A 21646-nucleotide genomic window follows, 5' to 3' on the forward strand; every position below is an offset into this window, starting at 1 on the left:
CGGACGTCGTGAACGGGACAGATGTGAAGTCGTCGGTGGCGCCGGGCATCCGGATCGGCCAGGTGTCGTTCGTGTGGCGGCCGTGGGTCGCGTTCGTCACGCTCGTGCTCACGGCGGCGACCTTCGTGGTCTTCTGCCTGTCCATCAGCATCGGGGACTTCCCCCTGGAGCTGTCGCGGGTGATCGCCACCCTCTTCGGCAGGGGCGAGCAGGTCGACGAGTTCGTGATCATGGACCTGCGGATGCCGCGCGCCCTCGCCGGGCTCGTCGTGGGCATCGCGCTCGGGGTCTCCGGCGCGATCACCCAGTCCATCGCCCGCAATCCGCTGGCCAGTCCGGACGTCCTCGGCGTCACCCAGGGCGCGAGCGCGGTCTCGGTGTTCCTGCTCACGGTGTCGGGCGGGGCGTCGGCGGCGGTCGTCGGCTCCGTGGGCCTGTCCGCGGCCGCGCTCGGCGGCGGTCTCCTCACCGGCCTGCTCGTGTACTTCCTGGCGTGGCGGCGGGGGATCGACGGCTTCCGGCTCATCCTCATCGGCATCTCGGTGAGCGCCGTGATGGAGGCGCTCACGACCTGGCTCCTGACCACGGCCGACATCAAGGACGTGGCCCGGGCGCAGTCCTGGCTCGTCGGCTCCCTGGACAACCGGTCGTGGGACGAGGTCTGGGTGGCGTTCTGGTGCTCGCTCGCGCTGCTCGCCGTCGTCGCGTGCGTCGCCTTCCAGTTCAAGCCCCTGCACTTCGGCGACGAGGTCGCCGCGGGCCTCGGCGTCCGCTTCCAGGCGGTGCGGGCGATCCTGCTCCTGTGCGCGGTCCTGCTCGCCGCCGTGGCGGTGAGCGCGGCGGGCCCCGTCCCCTTCGTCGCCCTGGTCGCGCCCCAGGTGGCGATGCGCCTCGCGCGCTGCCCCACGCCGCCGATGGTGGCCTCCGGCATGGTGGGGGCGCTGCTCCTGATCGGTGCGGACCTCCTCGCGCGCACGGCCCTGCCGGTCACGCTCCCGGTCGGCGTGGTCACCGCCGCGGTGGGCGGACCCTTCCTCATCTACCTCCTGGTGCGGGCGAACCTCAAATAGCCTGATACAAAGGTGAGGCATACCTAAATGCGCAGAGGGGGGCTTGTGGTCACTCAGTACATCACCGAGATCGAGTCCGACGTCGACGACGCCGCACGGCTCACGGCCAGGGGCGTCAGCGTCGGCTACGGCGCGCGGACCGTCATCGACGATCTCGACGTGGCGATACCGCCAGGGGTGATCACCACGATCATCGGCCCCAACGGCTGCGGCAAGTCGACGCTGTTGCGGACCCTCTCGCGGCTGCTCAAGCCGACCAAGGGGTCCGTCGTCCTCGACGGCCAGGACATCGTCCGGCTCAAGACCAAGGACGTGGCGAAGAAGATGGGCCTGCTGCCGCAGGCGCCCGTCGCGCCCGAGGGCCTGACGGTGTCCGACCTGGTCGCCAGGGGCCGCCATCCGCACCAGAGTTGGCTGCGGCAGTGGTCGTCGGACGACGCCGACGTCGTGGCGCGCGCCCTGGCCATGACCGGCGTGTCCGACCTGGCCGACCGTCCTGTCGACTCGCTGTCCGGCGGGCAGCGCCAGCGCGTCTGGATCTCCATGACCCTGGCCCAGGGCACCGATCTGCTCCTCCTGGACGAGCCGACCACCTATCTGGACCTGGCCCACGCGGTCGACGTGCTCGACCTCGTGGACGACCTGCACGAGTCGGGGTGCGCCGTGGTCATGGTCCTGCACGACCTCAACCTGGCCACGCGCTACAGCGACAACCTCATCGTGATGAAGGAGGGGACGATCCTGGCGCAGGGGCACCCGCGCGACGTCATCACCTCCGAGCTCCTCGACGAGGCGTTCGGGCTGCGCGCCATGGTGATGGACGACCCAGTGGGCGACCGGCCGCTCATCGTGCCCATCGGCCGTACGCACGTGCAGCTGGGCTGAGCCCTGCCCGTGCGGGCCCGCCGGCCCGTCCCCACACGCACGCCGGGGCCGCTCCGCGCGGGCTTGCCCCGGCGTGCGACTGCCCTTCACGCGCGGTGTGGTTGAGCCCCCTCTGCGTGGCGCGCCTCCGCGCTCCCGCGCCCGCCGGTGCGCCTCGGTGCCGCCGCACCGGCCCCCACCTGCGGCGCGACCGTGTCCGTGTCCGGGCGACCCGACTGACCCCGCGTACAGACAAGTTGAAAGTTAGGCTAGGCTTACCTCACAACCGCAAGGTAAGGTTTGGCTGCCCTGAGACAGGGGCGCACCGGACAGCGTGAAAGCAAGGGATCTCGGATGCATCTCCATCGAACGACGACCATGAGGCCCTGGCGGCGGATGGCGGCCGTGGTGTCCGCCGCGGCCCTCGGCGTCGGACTCCTCGCGGGATGCGGCTCGGACAAGTCGGACAAGGGCGACGACGCCGCTCCGGCTGCCGCCGCCGGCAAGTTCCCCGTGACCGTGGAGCACGCGTTCGGATCCACGAAGGTCGAGAAGGCCCCCAAGCGGGTCGTCACCGTCGGCTACACCGACGACCAGACCGTCCTCGCGTTCGGCACCAAGCCGGTCGGCATGACCGACCAGTACCCGAACCCGGCGGGCAAGTCCCCCGACATCAACACCCAGTGGCCCTGGGTGAAGGACAAGTGGGGCGACGCCAAGCCCGACGTCATCATGAAGAACGGTGACTCCGGCCCCAACTACGAGAAGATCGCCGCCCTGCGGCCGGACCTGATCATCGCGGTGTACTCCGAGATCGACAAGGCCGCCTACGACAAGCTCTCCAAGATCGCCCCCACGGTGGGCCGCACCAAGGGCGAGAAGGAGCCCTTCAGTGCTCCCTGGCAGGACAACGCCCTGCACATCGCCAAGGCGCTCGGCCAGGCCGAGAAGGGCGAGAAGCTCGTCAAGGACATCCAGGGCAAGCTCGACGCCGCCAAGAAGGCGCACCCCGAGTTCGCCAAGAAGAACGCCGTCGCGCTGTCCTGGTACAAGGACTCCGTCGCGCCGTTCACCTCCACCGACGTGCGCGGCCGCCTGGTGACGGGCATCGGCTTCCAGTACCAGACCAAGATCGACAAGGTCGCGGGCGGCAAGTTCTTCACCGTCCTGTCGCCCGAGCGCATCGACCTGGTCAACACCGACCGCATCTTCGTCATCAACGACAAGGCGGACCAGAAGGCGCTCAAGAAGTCCGAGCTCTTCAGCAACCTGGACGCCGTGAAGAAGGGCAACGTCTCCTACCTGCTGGACAGCGAGGGCCCCGCGGTCGGCGCGGCCATCTCCCAGGGCACCCTGCTCTCCATGCCCTACGCGATCGACGAACTCGTCAAGTCGGTCGGCTAGGTGTGAGCACTACCGCTACGAAGGTCGCCCCGGCGACCCTGCGCACGGCGACCGGCCGTGAGGCCACCCGATGGGTCACCACGCACTGCCGTGAGGTCCCCTGGCTGACGACGGCCACCGTGCTCACCACGGTGGTCGGCGCGGCCCTCCAGGTGCTCCCGGTGCTGCTGCTCGGCCGCGTCGTCGACGGCGTCGTCGAGGGCGAGTCGCGCTCGGTCCTGCTCACGGTCGGCGTCCTGATGGGGGCCGCCGCGCTGCTCGGAGCGGTGGCCACCGCGGCGTCGACGTATCTGATCGGACGGCTCGGCGCCGACCTGCTCGCGCGGCTGCGCGAAGGCGCCGTCCGCTCGGTGCTCGGGATGCCGAGCGCACGGATCGAGCAGGTCGGCCGCGGAGACGTCCTGTCCCGGGTCGGTGACGACGTGGCCGTCCTGTCCAAGGGCATCCGGATGGCCATCCCCACGGTGTTCTCCGCGGGCGTCCTCGTCTTCATCGCCACGGTCGGCATGTTCGGCCTCGACTGGCGGCTGGGCCTGGCGGGCGCGGGCGCGCTGCCCGCCTACGCCCTCGCCCTGCGCTGGTACCTGCCCCGGTCCGCCCCGCTCTACAAGAAGCAGCGGGTGGCCCAGGCCGACCGCGCGCAGGCGCTGATCAGCGGCCTGGACGGCATCGACACGGTCCGGGCGTACCGCCTGGAGGACTCCGTGCGCGAGCAGGTCACCAGCGAGTCGTGGCGCGTGCGCAACTACGGCATCGAGGTGTTCCGGTTCTTCGGCCGCTTCGTCGGCAGGGAGAACCGCGCCGAGTTCATCGGCCTCGTCCTCATCCTCGTCGTGGGGTACGCGCTCCTGGAGGCCGACGCCGCGACCCTGGGTGAGGTGTCGGCGGCCCCGCTGATGTTCCACCGGCTCTTCACCCCGCTGGGCGCCATCATGTTCACCTTCGACGAGGCACAGAAGTCGGGCGCCAGCCTGACCCGGCTCGTCGGGGTCCTCGGGGAGCCCGCGGAGGAGCGCCTCGTCGGCGACGCGGACGCCACCCCGGCGGACGCCACGCCCTACCCGGTGACGGTGCAGGGGCTGACGTATCGCTACCCCGACACCGAGCAGCCGGTCCTGAAGGACGTCGACCTGACGATCCCGGCCGGTGGTTCGCTCGCCCTCGTGGGCGCGACGGGAGCGGGCAAGTCGACCCTGGCCGCGCTCATCGCGGGCATCGGGACCCCGCAGGCCGGATCGGTGCGCGTCGGCACGACCGACCTCGCCGGTCTGGACGAGGCCGGGGCGCGCGCCCTGGTGAGCATCCTGACGCAGGAGACCCATGTGTTCTCCGGCTCGCTCGCCGACGACCTACGCCTGGCCGCGCCGGAGGCCACCGACGCCGAACTGACCGACGCCCTGCGCACGGTCGGCGCCGACGGCTGGGTCGAGGCGCTGCCCGAAGGGCTCGACACCCTGGTCGGCGAGGGCGGCGAACGCCTGGACGTCACCAAGGTCACCCACATCGCCCTGGCCCGCCTGGTGCTGAGCCGCTCCCCGGTGGTCGTGCTCGACGAGTCCACCGCCGAGGCGGGCAGCGAGGGCGCCGCCGAGCTGGAGCGGGCGGTGCGCGCCGCGTGCGCGGGCCGCACCACGCTGTTCGTGGCGCACCGGCTCACCCAGGCCATGGCGGCGGACCGCATCGCCGTCCTGGACGCGGGCCGCGTCGTGGAACTGGGCACCCACGACGAGCTCGTGGCCCTGGGCGGCCGCTACGCACGGCTGTGGCAGGCGTGGCGAGAAGGTAGTTAGCACATCTGACCCACGGTCAGGTCAACGTTCGTTCCTTGGAAGGAAACGCTGAGTCTTCGATGAACGCTGAGTCTTCGACGATGGAACCGGGCGCTCGTCGCGTACGGCTTTCTCCCGCGGCCCTGGCCGACGTACGCCGTCGAACGGGTGACCACTCCGACCGGACCATCGCCGCAGCGTGCGCCATCGGTCTCGCGTACTGGGCGACGGGCCAGGGCCCCGAGGGCATCGACCTGACCGAGGGCACGCTCTTCACCGACGTCCTCGCCTGGGTCGACAACGGCGGGGTCGCGCCCACCGGCTGGCAGGCCGACGCGGACGGCCGCGGCATCGCCGTCCCCGAGGGCGTCGCGCTCGCCGAGGCACAGCTCGCGCTCGACGACCTGGCCGACTTCCCGGACCGGCCGCTGGGCACCATCGGCCCGTCCGGTGCCACGGCCCGCCTCGCCGCCCTGGCCGAGTGGAACGACACCCACGCCGACCGGGTCCGCCCCACCATCGTGGAGATGTTCCTCGAACAGGCGCGGACCCGGCCGGACGCCGTCGCCGTCGTCGACGAGCACCGCTCGCTGACCTACGGCGAGGCGGCCGCGCTGTCCAGCCAGCTCGCCCACCACCTCATCGAGCGCGGCCTCGACCACGAACAGGTCGTCGGCATCTCGCTGGGCCGCTCCGCCGAGATGGTCATCGGGCTGCTCGGCGTGCTCCAGGCGGGCTGCGCCTTCGTGCCGCTCGACCCGCAATGGCCCGCCGCGCGCCGGTCCGTCGTCATCGCCGACGCCCGGGTCGTGCTCCAGCTCAACGACTCCGGCGCCCACGAAGCGAGCGAACCGGAAGCCGCCGCCGTCGACCTCGGCGACTGGAAGTACGGCTCCTACCCGGCCGGGGGCACCGGCGTCACCGTCCGCGGCGACGCCCTGGCGTACGTCATCTTCACGTCCGGTTCGACAGGACGGCCCAAGGGCGCCATGATCCGCCACGAGGCGATCAGCGAGCGCCTGCTGTGGCAGGTCGGCGAGATCCTCGGCTTCGGCCACGACGACGCCTCCCTCTTCAAGGCGCCGCTGTCCTTCGACATCTCCATCAACGAGATCTTCCTGCCGCTGGTGTGCGGCGGCCGCCTCGTGGTCCTGCGGCCCGGCGGCGAACGCGACCCCCACCACCTCCTGAGCGTGATCGCCGAACAGCGCGTCACCTTCACGTACCTGGTGTCGTCCATGCTGGACGTGCTGCTCGAAATGGCGGGCGAGTCCGGGCGCCTGGACAGCCTGCGCCACGTGTGGTGCGGCGGCGAGGTCCTCACCCCGGAGCTGTACGAGCGGTTCCGCACCCGGCTCGACATCCCCATGTACCACGGCTACGGCCCGGCCGAGACGACGATCGGCGTCTCCCACGTCATCTACCGGGGCGCCGCCGAGCGCCTGTCGACGTCGATCGGCAAGGCCAACCCCAACACCCAGCTGTACGTCCTCGACGACGAGCTGCGCCCGGTGCCGGTCGGCGTCGGCGGCGAGCTCTACGTGGGCGGATTCCTCCTCGGCCGCGGCTACGTCAACGCGCCGGGCCTGACGGCGTCCCGGTTCGTGGCGAACCCCTTCGCCGCCGACGGCTCCCGGCTCTACCGGACCGGTGACCTCGCCCGGTTCGCCCCCGACGGCTCCCTGGACTTCCTCGGCCGGGCCGACAACCAGATCAAGATCCGTGGCATGCGCCTGGAGATCGAGGACGTCGAGGCGGGCCTCGCCGAGCACCCCCGCGTGCGGCACACCTGCGTCGTCGCGAAGAAGAACGCGGCGGGCGGCACCTACCTCGTGGGCTACGTGATCCCGGCCGCCGGGAGCGAGGACCTGACGGCCGACGACGTCAAGGCCTGGGCCGCCGCGCACATGGTCGAGTACATGGTGCCCGCCCACGCCGTCGTGATGACGGAGTTCCCCCTCACCGCGAACGGCAAGCTCGACCGCAACGCGCTTCCGGAGCCCGTGCTCACCACCGGCTCCCTCGTCGCGCCCGCCACCGAGAACGAACGCGTGGTGTGCACCGCGGTCGCGGCCCTGCTCCAGCTCGACGAGGTCGGCGCCGACCAGGACTTCTTCCAGCTCGGCGGCGACAGCATCCTGGCGATCTCGCTGCTGAGCGCGCTGCGCGACGCGGGCCTGTTCGTCACGGCACGGCAGATCTTCAGCAACAGCGTCCTCGGCGCCCTCGCCGCGGTGGCGAGCCGCGAGGACGTCGCCACCGTGGACCACGGCGACACCGCCACCGGCACCGTCGTGGGCTCGCCCATCGTGCAGTGGCTCGGCGAGACCACCGACGCCATCGACGGCTTCGTGCAGTCGGTCGTCCTCAACACCCCGGCGGACCTGACCGCCGACACCCTCGACGCCGTCCTCACCGCCGTGGCGGGGCGCCACGACATGCTGCGCGCCAAGCTGGTGCGCGCGGAGCGCTGGAGCTTCGACATCCCCGAGGCGGACGGGTCCGCCGTCGGCTGGCAGGAGAGCGACCGGCCCCTGGAGGAGTGCGTCGCGCTCGCCACCGAGGCCCTGGATCCGGCGGACGGCGCGATGCTGCGCGCCGTCTGGCGCCGCGCGGACCGCCAGCTGGTCCTGGTCGCCCATCACGTGGTGATCGACGGCGTGTCCTGGCGGGTCCTCATGGAGGACCTGGCCACCGCCTGGCGGCAGTGCGCCGGGGGCGCGCCGATCGAACTGCCCCCGGTGGGCACCTCGTTCCGGCGCTGGACACAGCTCCTCGGCCGCACCGGGTTCGACGCCGACCGCGCCTACTTCCAGCGGCCCCTGCCGGGCGCCGACGAGCCGGTGGGCAGGCGCGCCCTGACCGCCGCCGACACCGTGGCACGGGAGCGCATACGCACCGTCTCCGTCAGCGCCGAGGCCACGGCCGCGCTGCTCGGCGAGATACCCGCGAAGTTCCACGCGGGCGTCAACGACGTCCTGCTCACCGCGCTCGCCGTCACCCTCGCCCGGTGGCGCCGCGACCTGGGGCAGGACCAGACGTTCGCCCACATCGAACTGGAGGGCCACGGCCGCGAGGGCCAGTTCGTCGCCGACGCCGTCGGCTTCGAGCCGGACCTGTCGCGCACCGTGGGCTGGTTCACCACCCTGTTCCCGGTGACCGTGGACCCCGGGGCCACGACCGACCCGACCGCGCCCGGCTACCTCGCCGCCGCCCTCAAGGCGGTCAAGGAGGACCTCGCCCGGGTGCCGAGCAACGGCGTCTCCTACGGCGCCCTGCGCTACCTCGCCGACACCTCCTTCGACGCGCCCGCACCGCAGGTCCTCTTCAACTACCTGGGCCGCTTCGACGCGGGCGCCGCCGGGGACTGGCAGCTCGCGCACACCACCGGGCAGCTGGGCGAGAAGCGCGACCCCGCGATGCGCCTGCCGCGAGCCCTGGAGTTCAACGCGATCGCCGAACCCGCGGCGAGCGGCGAGTACGAGCTCGTCACCACCATCTCCTGGCCCGACGGGATGTTCACGGACCAGGACATCACCACCATCGGCGGCTACTTCCAGGAGGCCCTGGCCGGGCTCGCCGCGCTCGACGAGGGCGGCCACACGCCCAGCGACTTCCCCCTCGTGCCCCTGACCCAGGCTGACGTCGACGCCCTGGAAGGACCGGCGCTGCGGGACGTCCTGCCGCTGACCCCGCTCCAGGAAGGCCTCTACTTCCACTCCGTCTTCGACGACGAGTCCGCGGGCGCCTACGTCGAGCAGCAGCTCCTCACCCTGGACGGCGAGGTGGACGCCGACCGGCTCGCGGCCGCGGCCACCCGGCTGCTCACGCTGTACCCGAACCTCGCCGCGCGCTTCGTCGCCCTCGCCGACGGCCGCGTCGTCTCCGTCCTGGACGGCGGCGCGGAGGCGCCCTTCACCACCCTGGACCGCCCCGGCATCACCGACGCCGAGCTGCGGGAGTACGCGGAGCGGGACCGCCGCGCGGGCTTCGACCTGGCCACCGGACCCCTGATGCGCTACACGCTGGTCCGCGCGGGCTCCGGCCGTACCGTCCTTGTGCAGACCGTGCACCACATCATCGCCGACGGCTGGTCGGTGCCCCCGATGCTGCGCGCGCTCCTCGCCGAGTACCACGCGCCCGGCACCGTGTACCCGCTCGGCGGCTTCGCCGACTACGTGCGCTGGCTCGGCGCACGCGACGACGACGAGAGCGACCGGGTCTGGCGCGAGGAACTCGCCGACCTGCCGGCCGCCTCCCTGGTCGCCGAGGGACACAGCCCCTCCGAGCGGTTCGCCGACACCGTCGTGGAGCCGCGGGAGGACATCGACGCGGCCGTCCGCTCGGCCGGCGTGCCGCTGAGCGTGGCCGTGCACAGCGCCTGGGCGATCACTCTCGGCGGCATCCTGCACGGCAGGGACGTGGTGTTCGGCTCCACCGTCTCCGGGCGAGACGCGGACGTGCCCGGCATCGAGGACATGGTGGGCCTGTTCATCAACACCGTTCCCGTGCGCGCCCGCTGGTCCGGGGCCACCACGGCCCGCGACCTGCTCGCCGCCGTGCGCGAGCACCAGAGCGCGGTCCTCGCGCACCAGCACGTCTCGCTCGCCAGGATCGGCCGCCAGACCGGCTCCGGCTCCCTGTTCGACACCCTGGTCGTCTTCGACGTCGCGACCGACGTCGAGGCCCTGCGGCGCCCCGACGACACGCTCGTCGTCGCCGACATCGTGAACGAGGGCGCCCCGCACTACCCGCTGACCCTGGTGGTGGAGCGCGCCCTCGACGGCCGACCGCGCTTCAACCTCATCTACGACGGCGCACTCCTGGGCGAGACGGCCGCGCAGGCCATGCTGCACACCTTCGCCCGGACCCTCACCGGCCTGCTCACCCGCCCGGACGCCCTGGTCGACGACCTGGCCGCCGAGAGCGCCCGGCGCCCGGCCCCGGTCACCCCGACGACCCTGGGCGCCCTGTTCGACGCCGCCGCGCGCCGCGACCCCGCCGCCACCGCCGTCACCCAGTGCGGCCTCGACGGCGACACCAGGTCGCTGACCTACGGCGAACTCGCCGCCGCGAAGGACGACCTGGCCGCGGCCCTGCGCGCGGCCGGGGTCGGACCGGGCAAGCGGGTCGCCGTCGCCGTGCCGCGCTCCGTCGAGCAGGTCGTCGCCCTGGTCGCGATCGTCAGCGCGGGCGGCGCCTACGTACCCCTGGACCTGGCCTACCCGGACGACCGCCTGGAGTACGTCCTGGCCGACGCCGCCCCGCAGGTCGTCCTCGTGGACGCCGACCAGCGGGACCGCTTCAGCGACCTCCTCGCCCGCGCCGGAGTGGATGCCCGCGTGCTCGTCCAGGGCGACGAGCCGCCGCAGGCCCCGGCCGGGCCCGCGCCCGAGGCCCACTGGCACGACCCCGCGTACGTGATCTACACGTCCGGTTCGACAGGACGGCCCAAGGGCGTCGTCGTCCCGCACTCCAGCGTGGTGACGCTGCTCGCCAACACCCGTGCCGACATGGACTTCGGCCCCGACGACGTATGGGTGCAGTTCCACTCCTACTCCTTCGACTTCGCGGTCTGGGAGCTGTGGGGCGCCCTCGTCCACGGCGGCGAACTCCTCGTGCCCGAGTACGCCCTGACCCGCTCCCCGGTCGACTTCCACCGTCTCGTCCGCGAGCGCGCGGTGACCGTGCTCAACCAGACCCCGTCGGCCTTCTACCAGTTCATCGAGGCCGACCGGATCGCCGAGCGGCCGGTCACGGCGCTGCGCCGGATCGTCTTCGGCGGCGAGGCCCTCGACCTCGGACGCCTGCGCGGCTGGGTCGAGCGGCACGGCACCGCGGCGCCCGAGCTGGTCAACATGTACGGGATCACCGAGACCACCGTGCACGTCACCCACCGGGTGCTCACCGACGAGGACTTCGGCCCCGGCGACGACGTCAGCCCCATCGGCGGTCCGATCCCCGGCCTCGCGACCTATCTGCTCGACGACCGGCTCCGGCCGGTGCCCCCGGGCCGCGTGGGCGCCATCTACGTCGCCGGTGACCAGGTGTCGCTCGGCTACCTGGGCCGGGCGGGGCTCACCTCGGGCCGCTTCGTGGCGGACCCCTTCGCCGCCGACGGCTCCCGCATGTACCACACGGGCGACCTCGCCCGCCGCACGCTCGGCGGTGAGCTCCAGTTCGCGGGCCGCGCCGACGACCAGGTGCAGCTCAAGGGCTTCCGCATCGAACTCGGCGAGGTGGAGTCCGCGGTCCGGGAGCTCGACGGCGTGGTCGACGTGGCCGTCACCGTGGCCGCCACCGGCGACCACCTGGTCGCCCACGTCGTGGGCCGCGTGCCCGGCGACCTCTCCGCGCTCCTCGCCACGAAGCTGCCCGTGCACATGGTGCCGGGCCGGGTCCTGACGGCGGACGCGCTGCCGCTGACCGTCAACGGCAAGCTGGACCGCCGGGCCCTGGCCGAGCGGGCCGAACAGTCGCAAGGGGGCGACGTCCCCGTCGCGTCGTCGGCCGCGGGCGCGTCGGGTCCCGCCGCGCAGTTCCCCGCGCCCCTGACGGGGCGCGACACCGCGTCCGTGCTCGCCACCCTCGTCGAGCTCTTCGCCGAGACACTGCCCGGCCCCGCCGTGGACGCCGACACCGACTTCTTCAAGGCCGGGGGCGACAGCATCGTCGCCATCACCTTGATCAACCGGGGCCGGACCCTCGGCCTGCACTTCGCGCCCCGCGACGTGTTCCTGTTCCGGACGCCGCGCGCGCTCGCCGAGCACCTGGACGCGCACGCGCAGCGGCCCCCGGTCACCGCGGCCACGCCCGCCCGCCGCGAGGACGGCCCCCTGACCCCGACGCCGATCATCCTGCGCCAGCGCGAACTGGGCGGCTCCCTCGCCCGGTTCGCCCAGGCCAGGACCCTGGTGGCGCCCGAGGGCACCGGATTCGCCGACGCCCGGCGCGCCGCGAACGCCGTGGTCGCCGCGCACCCCGCCCTGCGCCTGCGGCTGCGCGCCGAGCACGGCACCTGGGCCCTGCGCACCGAACCGGCCCGCGACGTCACCGTCGTACGCCCCGCTGGAACCGACGCGACCGACGCGACGGCCGTGGCGAACGACGCCGCCGGACGCCTCGACCCCGAGACCGGGGACGTCATCGCGTTCGCCTGGCTGGAGGCCAGCAGGACCCTGGTCGTCACGGTGCACCACATCGCCGTCGACTCGGTGTCCTGGCTCGTCCTCCTGGACGACCTGACCACCGCCATGAACGGGGCGGACCTGGCGCCGCCGACCACCTCCTACGCCGAGTACGCCGAAGCCCTGGCGCTCCGCTCCACGCAGGCGATCGACGGGCTCGGGCACTGGATCGACACGCTCCGGGCGCCCGCCCTCGTCCCGGCGGTGGGGGAGGTGCGCGAGCGGACCGTCGTGCTCGCGCCCGAGGCGAGCGACCGCGTGACGCGCACCGCGCCCGCCGCGCTCGGCGTCGGCCTCACCGAGCTGCTGTGCGGCACGCTGCGCAGCGCGCTGACGGCGATCCAGGCCGAGCCCACCGACCTCGCGGTCGAGCTGGAGCGGCACGGCCGCGTCCCCGTCGAAGAGCACCACGACTACACCCGCACCGTCGGCTGGTTCACCGCCATCGCGCCCGTGCGGCTGAGCGCGCACACCGACCCCGTCGCGGCCGCCCGCGAGGTCGCCGAGCGCCAGCCCGACGAGGACGGACACGTCGCCTACGGCCGGCTCCGGTACCTCAACCCGCAGACGGCCTCGCTGCTCACCGCCCGCCCGCAGGTCCTGTTCAACTACCTCGGCCGGGGCAGCGAGTCCCAGGCCCTGCACATCACCGGCGGCGACCAGGGCAGCCCCTACGCGGTCGAGGTCAACGCCTGGACCGACGCGGCCACCGGCAGCCTGCACGCGGCCTTCACCCTCGCCGACGGCATCCCCGACGCGATCACCGAGCACTGGCTGAGCGCCCTCGCCCGGGTCGCGGAGGCCGCCACGACGGCCGAGCGCACGGCACCGGTCACCCCGCTCCAGCGCGGTCTGTTCTTCCAGGCCCAGCTGGCGGGCACCGCCGGACACTACGTCGCGCAGAGCTACTTCACCTTCGACCGGCGCCTGGACACCGACGTCCTGGCCGACGCCATGGCGCACGTGATCGCGCGGCACCCGGTCGTCGGCGCGGGCTTCGCCACCGACGACGACGGCAACCCCGTCCAGGTCCTCAAGGCGGGCCGACGCGTCGACGTGCGCACGGTCGACCTGGCCACCGACGCGGAGGTCGAGGAGCTGCGCGCCCGGGACCGCGACACCGGCTTCGACCCGGCCGAGCCGCCGCTGATCCGCCTCACCGTGGTCCGCAGGCCCGACGAGCGCGACGGACTGCTCCTGAGCTACCACCTGCTGCTGTGGGACGGCTGGTCCCGCGAGATCGTGCTGCGCGACCTGTTCGACGCCTACGAGGCCATCGGCGCGGGCAGGACCCTCGACGCGACCCCCGCCGCGCCGGGCTTCGAGGACTACGCCCGCGCCCTCGACGCCAAGGACGCGGCCGCCTCCGAACGGTTCTGGGCGGAGCACCTGGCGGGCCTGGCAGGCCCGACGCTGCTCGCCGGACCGGCCCCGGCCCTGTCGGACGAGCTGCCGCGCGCCCTCGTGCACACCCTGTCCGCGGAACAGTCGGACCTGCTGCGGGACGCGGCCAAGACGCACGGCGTGACCTTGAACTCGGTCCTCACCGGCGCGTTCGGCCTGCTGCTCGGCGCCCACACGGGCCGCAGCGACGCCGTGTTCGGCGTGACCGTCTCCGGCCGTGACGGCGAGGGCCTGTCCGACATCGTCGGCGTGCTGCTCAACACCGTGCCCCAGTGGACGCGGGCCCGCCCCGGCGACACCGTCCGGGACTACCTGGAGGCCGTGCAGACGGCCCGGGTCGAGGCGATGGAGCACGAGCACGTCGGCCTCGGCGAGATCCAGCGCGCCAGCGGACACGACACCCTCTTCGACAACCTGTTCGTGCTCCAGAACTTCCTGGACATGGACGCGTTCGCCGCGATGAACTCCCGGCACGGCATCACCTCCGTGCAGGCCGACGACTCCACCCACTACCCGTTCACCTGGGTGGTGACGCCGGGCGAGAGGCTCACGGTCAAGCTGGAGCACCGCGACGGCGACACGGACAACGCCCGCCGCCTCCTCGCCGACTACGTCCGCGTCCTTGAGGACCTGGCCCGCTCGACCGGCCTCGTCGGCGCCCTGCCCGGCCTGGGCGAGGAGCCCCGGCCCGCCGAGCGCACGGACATCGGCACGGACACGGTCGTCGACCGCTTCGACCGGGCGGCGGAGAAGAGCCCGCAGCGGGTGGCGCTCGTCGCCCACGGCGCGACCCTGACGTTCGCCGAGCTGCGCGACCGCAGCCGCGCGGTGGCGGGCGTCCTCGCCGCGCGGGGCATCGGCCCCGAGACGACCGTGGGTCTCGCGATCCCGCGCTCCCTCGACTCGATCGTGGCGCTGTTCGCCGTGCTGCGCACCGGCGCCGCGTACGTACCGCTGGAACTGGACCACCCGGACGAGCGGATCGCCGCGATCGTCGCCGACGCGCGGCCCGCGGTGATCCTCACCGTGAGCGCCGTGGCGCCCCGGCTCACCGGCGACCTGATCGATCTTGACCGTCCGCTGCCCGCCGCCGAGCCGTACGTGACGTTCGCGCCGGACGACCCGGACCGGCTGCGGCACCCCGCGTACACGATCTACACCTCCGGTTCGACCGGGAAGCCCAAGGGCGTGGTCACCGAGTACGCCGGGCTCACCAACATGCTGATCAACCATCAGCGGCGGATCTTCGAGCCGGTCCTCGCCGACCACGGCCACCGGGTCTTCCGGATCGCCCACACCGTGTCGTTCGCCTTCGACATGTCGTGGGAGGAGCTGCTGTGGCTCGCCGACGGCCACGAGGTGCACATCTGCGACGAGGAGCTGCGCCGCGACGCTCCGCGCCTGGTCGCGTACTGCCTCGAACACGGCATCGACGTCATCAACGTGACGCCCACCTACGCGCAGCAGCTGGTGTCCGAGGGACTGCTCGACCACCCGGAGCGGCGCCCGGCCCTGGTGCTCCTCGGCGGCGAGGCCGTCACCCCGACGCTGTGGCGGCGGCTCGCCGAGACCGAGGGCACGGTCGGCTACAACCTCTACGGGCCCACGGAGTACACCATCAACACCCTCGGCGTCGGCACCTTCGAGTGCCAGGACCCGGTGGTGGGCGTGGCCATCGACAACACCGACGCGCACGTGCTCGACCCGTGGCTGCGGCCGCTTCCGGACGGCGTCCCCGGCGAGCTGTACGTGGCGGGCATCGGCATCGCCCGCGGCTACCTCGGGCAGCCCGGCCAGAGCGCGGACCGCTTCGTGGCGTGCCCGTTCGGCGCGCCCGGCGAGCGCATGTACCGCACCGGTGACCTGGTGGTGCGGCGGCCCGACGGGAACCTGATGTACCTGGGCCGCACCGACCAGCAGGTCAAGATCCGGGGCCACCGCGTCGAACTCGGCGAGGTCGAGGCCGCGTTCGCCGCGCACCCGGCGGTGCGCTTCGTCGCCGCGGTCGCCCAGCCGGACCCGCAGGTCGACGGCGCCCACCGGCTCGCCGCGTACCTCGTCCTCGAAGGCGCCGACCTGGCGGCGGTGGCCGCCGAGGTGGGCACGGGTCTTCCGGACTTCCTGCGGCCGACGCACTATGCCCAGGTCGACAGCATCCCGCTGACGGTCAACGGGAAGGCGGACACCAAGGCGCTGCCGGAGGCCAAGCCGCTCGGCGCGCTGACCACGGCGACGGAGCGGCGCCCGGCGACCGAGACCGAGACCGTGGTGTGCGAGTACTTCGCCGAAGCACTCGACCTGGATGATGACGAGGTGAGCGCAGTGAGCGACTTCGTGTCCCTCGGGGGGCACTCCATGCTGGCGGTGCGGCTCATCGGGCTGCTCCGCCGCGAGTACGGACCTGTGATCACCATCCGCGACCTGTTCACCCTCAAGACCCCCGAAGCGATTGCCCGCCACCTCGATGACCACTCCTGATACGCAGCGGCCCCGCCCCGGGGCAGACATCCTGCGCACCGCACTGCGCCGCAACGTCGGCGCCATGGCCGCCGGTACCGTCCTCATGGGCCTGTACCAGGCGGGTGAGACCGCCTTCCCGATCGCGCTCGGCCTGATCGTCGAGCACACGATGAGGGACCGCAGCCTCGGTGCCCTCGGCCTGTCCATCGGCGCGCTCGCCGTGATCATCACGACGGTCTCGCTGTCGTGGCGGTTCGGCATGCGCGTCCTGCAGAAGGCCAACACGACCGAGGCGCACCGCTGGCGCGTGCAGGTCGCCTCCTGCGGCCTCCAGCCGGTGGCCCGGGACGTCGACCTGAAGTCGGGCGAGGTCCTCACCATCGCCACGGAGGACGCCGACCAGACCGCCGACATCGTCGAAGTGGTGCCCCTGCTGATCAGTTCGCTGGTCGCGGTGGTGGTCGCGGCGGTCGCCCTCGGCCTCGCGGACTACCGGCTCGGCCTCCTGGTCGTCGTGGGCACGGTCGCGATCCTGTCGGTCCTGAGCGTGATGTCGAAGCGGATCGGCTCCAGCACCCAGGAGCAGCAGGCCCGCGTGGCACGGGCGGGCGCGAAGGTCGCCGACCTGATCACCGGCCTGCGCCCGCTGCACGGCTTCGGCGGCAACCACGCGGCGTTCCGGTCCTACCGGAAGGTCAGTACGGAGGCGAAGCACCAGGCGATCACCGTCGCCCGGGTGAACGGCGTGTACGCGGGCACCGCGCTCGCCCTGAACGCGATCCTCGCCGCCGCCGTCTCCATCACCGCGGGGTGGCTGGCGTTCGAGGGGCAGATCACGATCGGGGAGCTCGTGATGGCCGTGGGCCTCGCGCAGTTCATCATCGAGCCGCTCAAGATGTTCTCCGAGATGCCCAAGTACGTGATGATCGCGCGCGCCTCGGCCGCGCGGATGGCCCTGGTGCTCTCCGCCCCGCCGCTGACGACTCCGGGCCCCGGCCGCCCGGCCCCGGGCGGCGACCTGGAGGTGGACTGCGTCCGCCACGGCTCGCTGCGCAAGCTGAAGTTCCAGGTGGCGGCGGGCGAGTTCGTGGCGATCGCGCCCTACCAGCCGCGCGCGGCAGCCGACCTCGCGTCGGTCCTCGCCGTGCAGGTCCCGCCGCACGCGTACGACGGCGTGGTACGGGTCAGCGGCCAGGAGGTCGCCGACCTGTCGATGGAGGCCGTGCGCGAGCACATCCTGGTGAACCCCTACGACGGGGAGATCTTCGCGGGCACCCTGCGCACGAACATCGACCCGTCGGGCACCAGCCGGAGCGTCGACGCGGCCGTGGAGGCGTCCATGCTGACCGACGTCGTCGCCCTGCACCGCGACGGCCTCGACTACACGGTCCGCGACCGCGGCGCCAACCTCTCCGGCGGGCAGCGCCAACGCCTCTCCCTGGCGCGGGCCCTGGCCGCCGACACCGAGGTCCTGGTCCTGCACGACCCGACGACGGCGGTCGACGCGGTCACCGAGCAGCTCATCGCGCGCAACGTGGCGAAGCTGCGCCGGGGCCGCACCACCATCGTCATCACCAGCAGTCCGGCCCTCCTGGACGCCGCCGACCGCGTGCTCGTCCTGGACGACGGCGTCATCACGGCCGAGGACACCCACCGGAACCTGCTCGCCACGGACGAGGGGTACTGCCGGGCCGTGGCACGGTGATGGCCCGAGGCCCTGACGCGTCGGCGTCCTGACGCCGTGACACACACAGCCTGACGCACACAGCCTGACGCACACAGCGGTTCCGGGGAGGTTCTCCACCTCCCCGGAACCGCTGTTGTCGTACGGGGCCGCCGCCGCGGCCGGACGCTCAGCCGGTCAGCCGCTCGGCCGGTCAACCGGTGGCGTTCAGGAGAGCGCCCAGGCAACGTCCCGGAGCAGCGCCTGCCGCCAGCCCGCGCGGTCGTGGTCCGCCGCGGAGCGGGAGACCCGCACGGTCGCACCTGCCCGCTCGGTCAGGGTCTCGGTCAGCTCGCAGTGGGGCAGCATCCGCGTCTCGTGTTCCCCCACGTCGAACGCGACCCGCAGCCCGGACAGGTCGGGGCGCTCCCGCAGCCGCGCGGCGACGGCGCCGCCGACCGGACCGCCCAGCGGGTCCGCCGCGTCCATGGCGTCGGGCGTCCACCAGAACGACCCCGACTGGCAGGCGACGCGGGACACCAGGTCCGGGTACTCCAGGGCCGCGTACAGCGCGCTCAGCCCGCCGAGGCTCTGCCCGGCGACCACGAGACGGTCCGGCTCCGCGGGTACGCCGCACTCCGCGACCAGCGGCAGCAGTTCGTCGCGGACGGCCTCCCACAGGTCGGCGCGGCACCCGAACTCGGCCGCCCTGTCCTTGGCGGGCAGGAACACGAGGGTGCAGGCGGGCATCTCACCAGCGGCGGCGGCCGCGTCGAACGCGGTCATGGCGGGGTGCAGGTACAGCCAGTCGTCCCCGTCGAGCAGCAGCACCACGGGCCCGCCGCCGCCCACCGGGTGGACGCGCACCGTGCGCCGCCCGCCGAGCCGTTCGCTGGCCCAGCGCAGCCGGGTGCGGGGCAGCGGCAGTACGTCGTCGGGGGCGACGAGGGGCCAGTGCGGCTGGGCCGGGGCGTCCGGTGTGGCGGCGATGGAGCGGTCGCCGCCCGCGCCGGCCGGGTTGAAGGGGTCGGCGTACGCCGCGTCGCCCGCGCGGAACTGATAGGTGACGCGCAGCCGCGCGGGCACGCGCACCTTGGCGTACCAGCAGTCCGTGTCGTCCAGGCGGAGCAACGGGACCGGCGCCGACCAGCTCTCGAAGTCGAGGGTCGCGGGGGAGCCGCGCCACAGGAAGAGGGTCACCCAGCCGCCGTCGCCGTCGGGGACCGACGCGGGAGCTCCGACAGCCGCCCAGAACGCTTCGGTGCCGGGTGCGCCGGGCAGACCGAACTCGGCGAAGGGGGCGTCGATTCCGGCGGCGAGGCCGGAGGCAGGTTCCGTCACGACAGGACCGCTCCTTGTGAGAGGGATGGGGAAGGAATAGGCTAATCTTAATTAGGTGAGCCTAACCTAATTGTGGCGCGCCTCTCCCTTTCCGGCGCGTGCCGACGAGCTGCAGAGCATGCTCGGCGCGGCCGACGCCGGCCCGTCGACCCCGAGGAGACAACGAACATGAGCACGAACCCGTTTGACGATACCGAAGGCCGCTTCCTGGTCCTGGCGAACGAGGAGGGGCAGCACTCGCTGTGGCCCTCGTTCGCCGAGGTCCCCGGGGGCTGGACGGTCGTCTTCGAGGAGAACTCCCGGGACGCGTGCCTGGAGTACGTCGAGACCCACTGGACCGATCTGCGCCCCCGCTCCCTCGCGGCGTCGATGGACGCCTGACGAGGTCGAGCCGATCGGCCGCCCGCCGGTGCGGCGCGGACCAGGCACGTGAACGGTAAGGCTGCCCTTACTTTGATGCCCCGTCAGGGGAACGCGGCCACGCGCCGCTCTTCGATCGTGGAACCGAGGAAGGAAAGCCTTGATCACGGCTACGCCGCGCCCTGCGCCGCAGGAGCACGCCCGGCCCGCGCCGCCGCACGCCGTGCGCACCGCCCGCCAGGAGGACGCGCCCGCGCTCGCCGAACTGTCCCGCCCCTTCGTGCGCTCGGGCGCGCTGCGGGAGCGGCCGGTGGAGCTCTACGCCGCGCACGCGGCCGACTTCCTGGTGGCGGAGGCGGCCGACGGCACCCTCGCGGGCTGTGTGGGCCTGCGCACGCACCGGGCGGCCCCCGCGGAGGGCGGCGGCCGTGCGGGCGTCGTGTACAACTTCTGCGTGGCCGGGCACCGGCAGGGGAGCGGAGTGGGGGCCGCCCTGCTGCGGGCCGTGCTCGCGACGGCGCACGCCCAGGGCCTCGGCGCCCTGTTCACGGCCACCACCGGCGGTGGCGGCCTGTTCCTGCGCTACGGGTTCGCGCCCACGACGGCGCGCCTGGCGCCTCCGTCGTGGGCGGCTTCCCTGGATCCGCGCCGCAACGCCCGGATCCTCACGAAGTCCTTGTGACGGTCCGCCGCTCGTGCGCCAGGGCGTCGTCGGCGACCACGGTGGTGCCGGGGCTCATCGGCGCGAGGACGCTGCGCAGCACCGCGTGCGGCACCCGGCCGTCGACCACGTGCGCCTTGCGGACGCCGCCGCGCACGGCGCGCAGGCAGCCCTCCATCTTGGGCAGCATCCCGCTCGCAAGGCCCGGCAGGAGGCCGCTGAGGGCATCGGCCGTCAGGTGCTCGACGACCTCGGTGCTGTGCGGCCAGTTCGCGTACAGGCCCTCGACGTCGGTGAGCATCACCAGGCGCTCGGCGTCGAGGGCCACGGCCAGGGCCGAGGCCGCGAGGTCGGCGTTGACGTTGTAGACCTGCCCGTCCTCGCCGCGCGCCACGGGGGACACCACCGGGATGTGGCCCTGCTCCAGGAGCGTGCGCACCATGTCCGGGTTCACGTCCACGACCTCGCCGACGAGGCCGATGTCCACCGGCTCGCCGTCCACCCACGCCGGTCGCGGGACCGCGGTCATCGTGTGGGCGTCCTCGCCGGACATGCCGACGGCCAGGGGGCCGTGGGCGTTGATGTGGCCGACCAGCTCGCGCTGGACGCGGCCGGTGAGCACCATGCGGACGACGTCCATGGTCTCGGGCGTCGTCACCCGCAGGCCCGCTTCGAACCGCGTCTTGAGGCCGAGGCGGTCGAGCATCGCGCTGATCTGCGGTCCGCCGCCGTGGACGACGACCGGGCGCAGGCCCGCCTGCCACAGCTCCACGACGTCCTGGGCGAACGTGCGTTGCAGCTCGGCGTCCACCATGGCGTTGCCGCCGAATTTGACGACGACCACGCTGTCCCGGAGCTCCTCCGGCCAGGGAAGGGGGTCGCCGGATTCGCTGATCCTGGCGGGCACCCCGCTGGTGGGCCATCCCCGGGCAGCGGTCACGCTCACGGAGCCACTCCATTTCATGGGCGGGCCCGCCTCTTCGGGCGGGCCGATCAAGATTGGGTTTAGCTTAGCCTAACCTAAGTTCTATGGTGGGCCCGTGTTCTGCCCCGCGGTCCGGGAGGGCGCTCAACGGCCTTTCGGGTCGCGGTGTGTGCGGATCGGAGGGCTTTTCGCTTCCTGTCGCCGACCGCGCGTGCAGGCGGGCGAAGTGACCGATGTGTGCTGTATATCCGCACGCTCGATGGCGGGACTCCCGCGTCTGCGGGAGGCGAGGGGTCGTGTACGTTCGACGTGCCGTGGTGACGGTGGCCGGAAATGTTCTGTGGCGTTCGCGCGCCCCGTGAGTCGGCGGCGACCGGGCCGGGGTGCGGAGTTGGATGCCTGATCGCCCTGGGGTCCATGTGTGCGTGGTCACTTCCCCGGGCGGACGTGCCGCTCTCGAAGTGAGTGGCGGTGGGGTCCACTCCCCTTCCGGGGCAAGGCGAAGCGCCCTCGGAATCAAGCAAGGTCCGCGGTGCCC

The 21646-nt window shown here is 72.9% G+C and carries 10 protein-coding genes; 8 read left to right on the plus strand and 2 right to left on the minus strand.

Features of this window, described 5'->3' with window-relative positions; genetic code table 11:
• The first annotated feature begins 8 nt into the window (after window positions 1-8).
• From C9F11_RS40060 to C9F11_RS40085, 6 genes are all read left to right on the plus strand, one after another.
• On the plus strand, window positions 9-1070 hold the full coding sequence (locus C9F11_RS40060) for an iron chelate uptake ABC transporter family permease subunit (protein WP_171076005.1): 1062 nt from the start codon (window positions 9-11) through the stop codon (window positions 1068-1070).
• A 45-nt stretch (window positions 1071-1115) separates the two neighbouring features.
• A complete protein-coding gene (locus C9F11_RS40065; RefSeq protein ID WP_138965093.1) occupies window positions 1116-1955 on the plus strand; it encodes an ABC transporter ATP-binding protein in 840 nt (279 codons plus the stop codon).
• Between the two features lie 333 nt (window positions 1956-2288).
• Window positions 2289-3338 carry an iron-siderophore ABC transporter substrate-binding protein gene (locus C9F11_RS40070; protein WP_138965095.1) on the plus strand — a complete coding sequence of 350 codons (1050 nt, stop codon included), beginning with the start codon at window positions 2289-2291 and terminating at the stop codon, window positions 3336-3338.
• A 2-nt stretch (window positions 3339-3340) separates the two neighbouring features.
• Window positions 3341-5128 carry an ABC transporter ATP-binding protein gene (locus C9F11_RS40075; RefSeq protein WP_138965097.1) on the plus strand — a complete coding sequence of 596 codons (1788 nt, stop codon included), beginning with the start codon at window positions 3341-3343 and terminating at the stop codon, window positions 5126-5128.
• A gap of 59 nt (window positions 5129-5187) precedes the next feature.
• Window positions 5188-16176 (plus strand): non-ribosomal peptide synthetase, encoded by a 10989-nt coding sequence (locus C9F11_RS40080; RefSeq protein WP_249402082.1) that lies wholly within the window; start codon window positions 5188-5190, stop codon window positions 16174-16176.
• Complete coding sequence (locus tag C9F11_RS40085) at window positions 16163-17863, plus strand: ABC transporter ATP-binding protein (protein ID WP_138965099.1); 1701 nt, start codon at window positions 16163-16165, stop codon at window positions 17861-17863. Before C9F11_RS40080 ends, C9F11_RS40085 begins: the two co-directional genes overlap by 14 nt.
• 186 nt (window positions 17864-18049) lie before the next feature.
• Here the strand turns inward: C9F11_RS40085 and C9F11_RS40090 are convergent, their stop codons facing one another.
• The gene (locus C9F11_RS40090) at window positions 18050-19162 is read right to left on the minus strand and encodes an alpha/beta hydrolase-fold protein (RefSeq protein ID WP_138965101.1); all 1113 of its coding nucleotides are present in this window, start codon (window positions 19160-19162) and stop codon (window positions 18050-18052) included.
• Between the two features lie 168 nt (window positions 19163-19330).
• Between C9F11_RS40090 and C9F11_RS40095 the strand changes: the two genes are divergently transcribed.
• Together C9F11_RS40095 and C9F11_RS40100 are read left to right on the plus strand one after the other, a co-directional pair.
• Entirely contained in the window at window positions 19331-19543 is a 213-nt protein-coding gene (locus tag C9F11_RS40095) for an MbtH family protein (RefSeq protein ID WP_138965103.1), read from the plus strand.
• Between the two features lie 142 nt (window positions 19544-19685).
• On the plus strand, window positions 19686-20204 hold the full coding sequence (locus C9F11_RS40100) for a GNAT family N-acetyltransferase (RefSeq protein WP_249402277.1): 519 nt from the start codon (window positions 19686-19688) through the stop codon (window positions 20202-20204).
• Here C9F11_RS40100 and argB read toward each other — a convergent pair.
• Window positions 20188-21078 (minus strand): acetylglutamate kinase, encoded by an 891-nt coding sequence (gene argB, locus C9F11_RS40105; protein ID WP_269078148.1) that lies wholly within the window; start codon window positions 21076-21078, stop codon window positions 20188-20190. The genes C9F11_RS40100 and argB overlap by 17 nt on opposite strands.
• Between the last annotated feature and the right edge of the window lie 568 nt (window positions 21079-21646).

Source organism: Streptomyces sp. YIM 121038, from assembly GCF_006088715.1.
GTDB lineage: Bacteria > Actinomycetota > Actinomycetes > Streptomycetales > Streptomycetaceae > Streptomyces.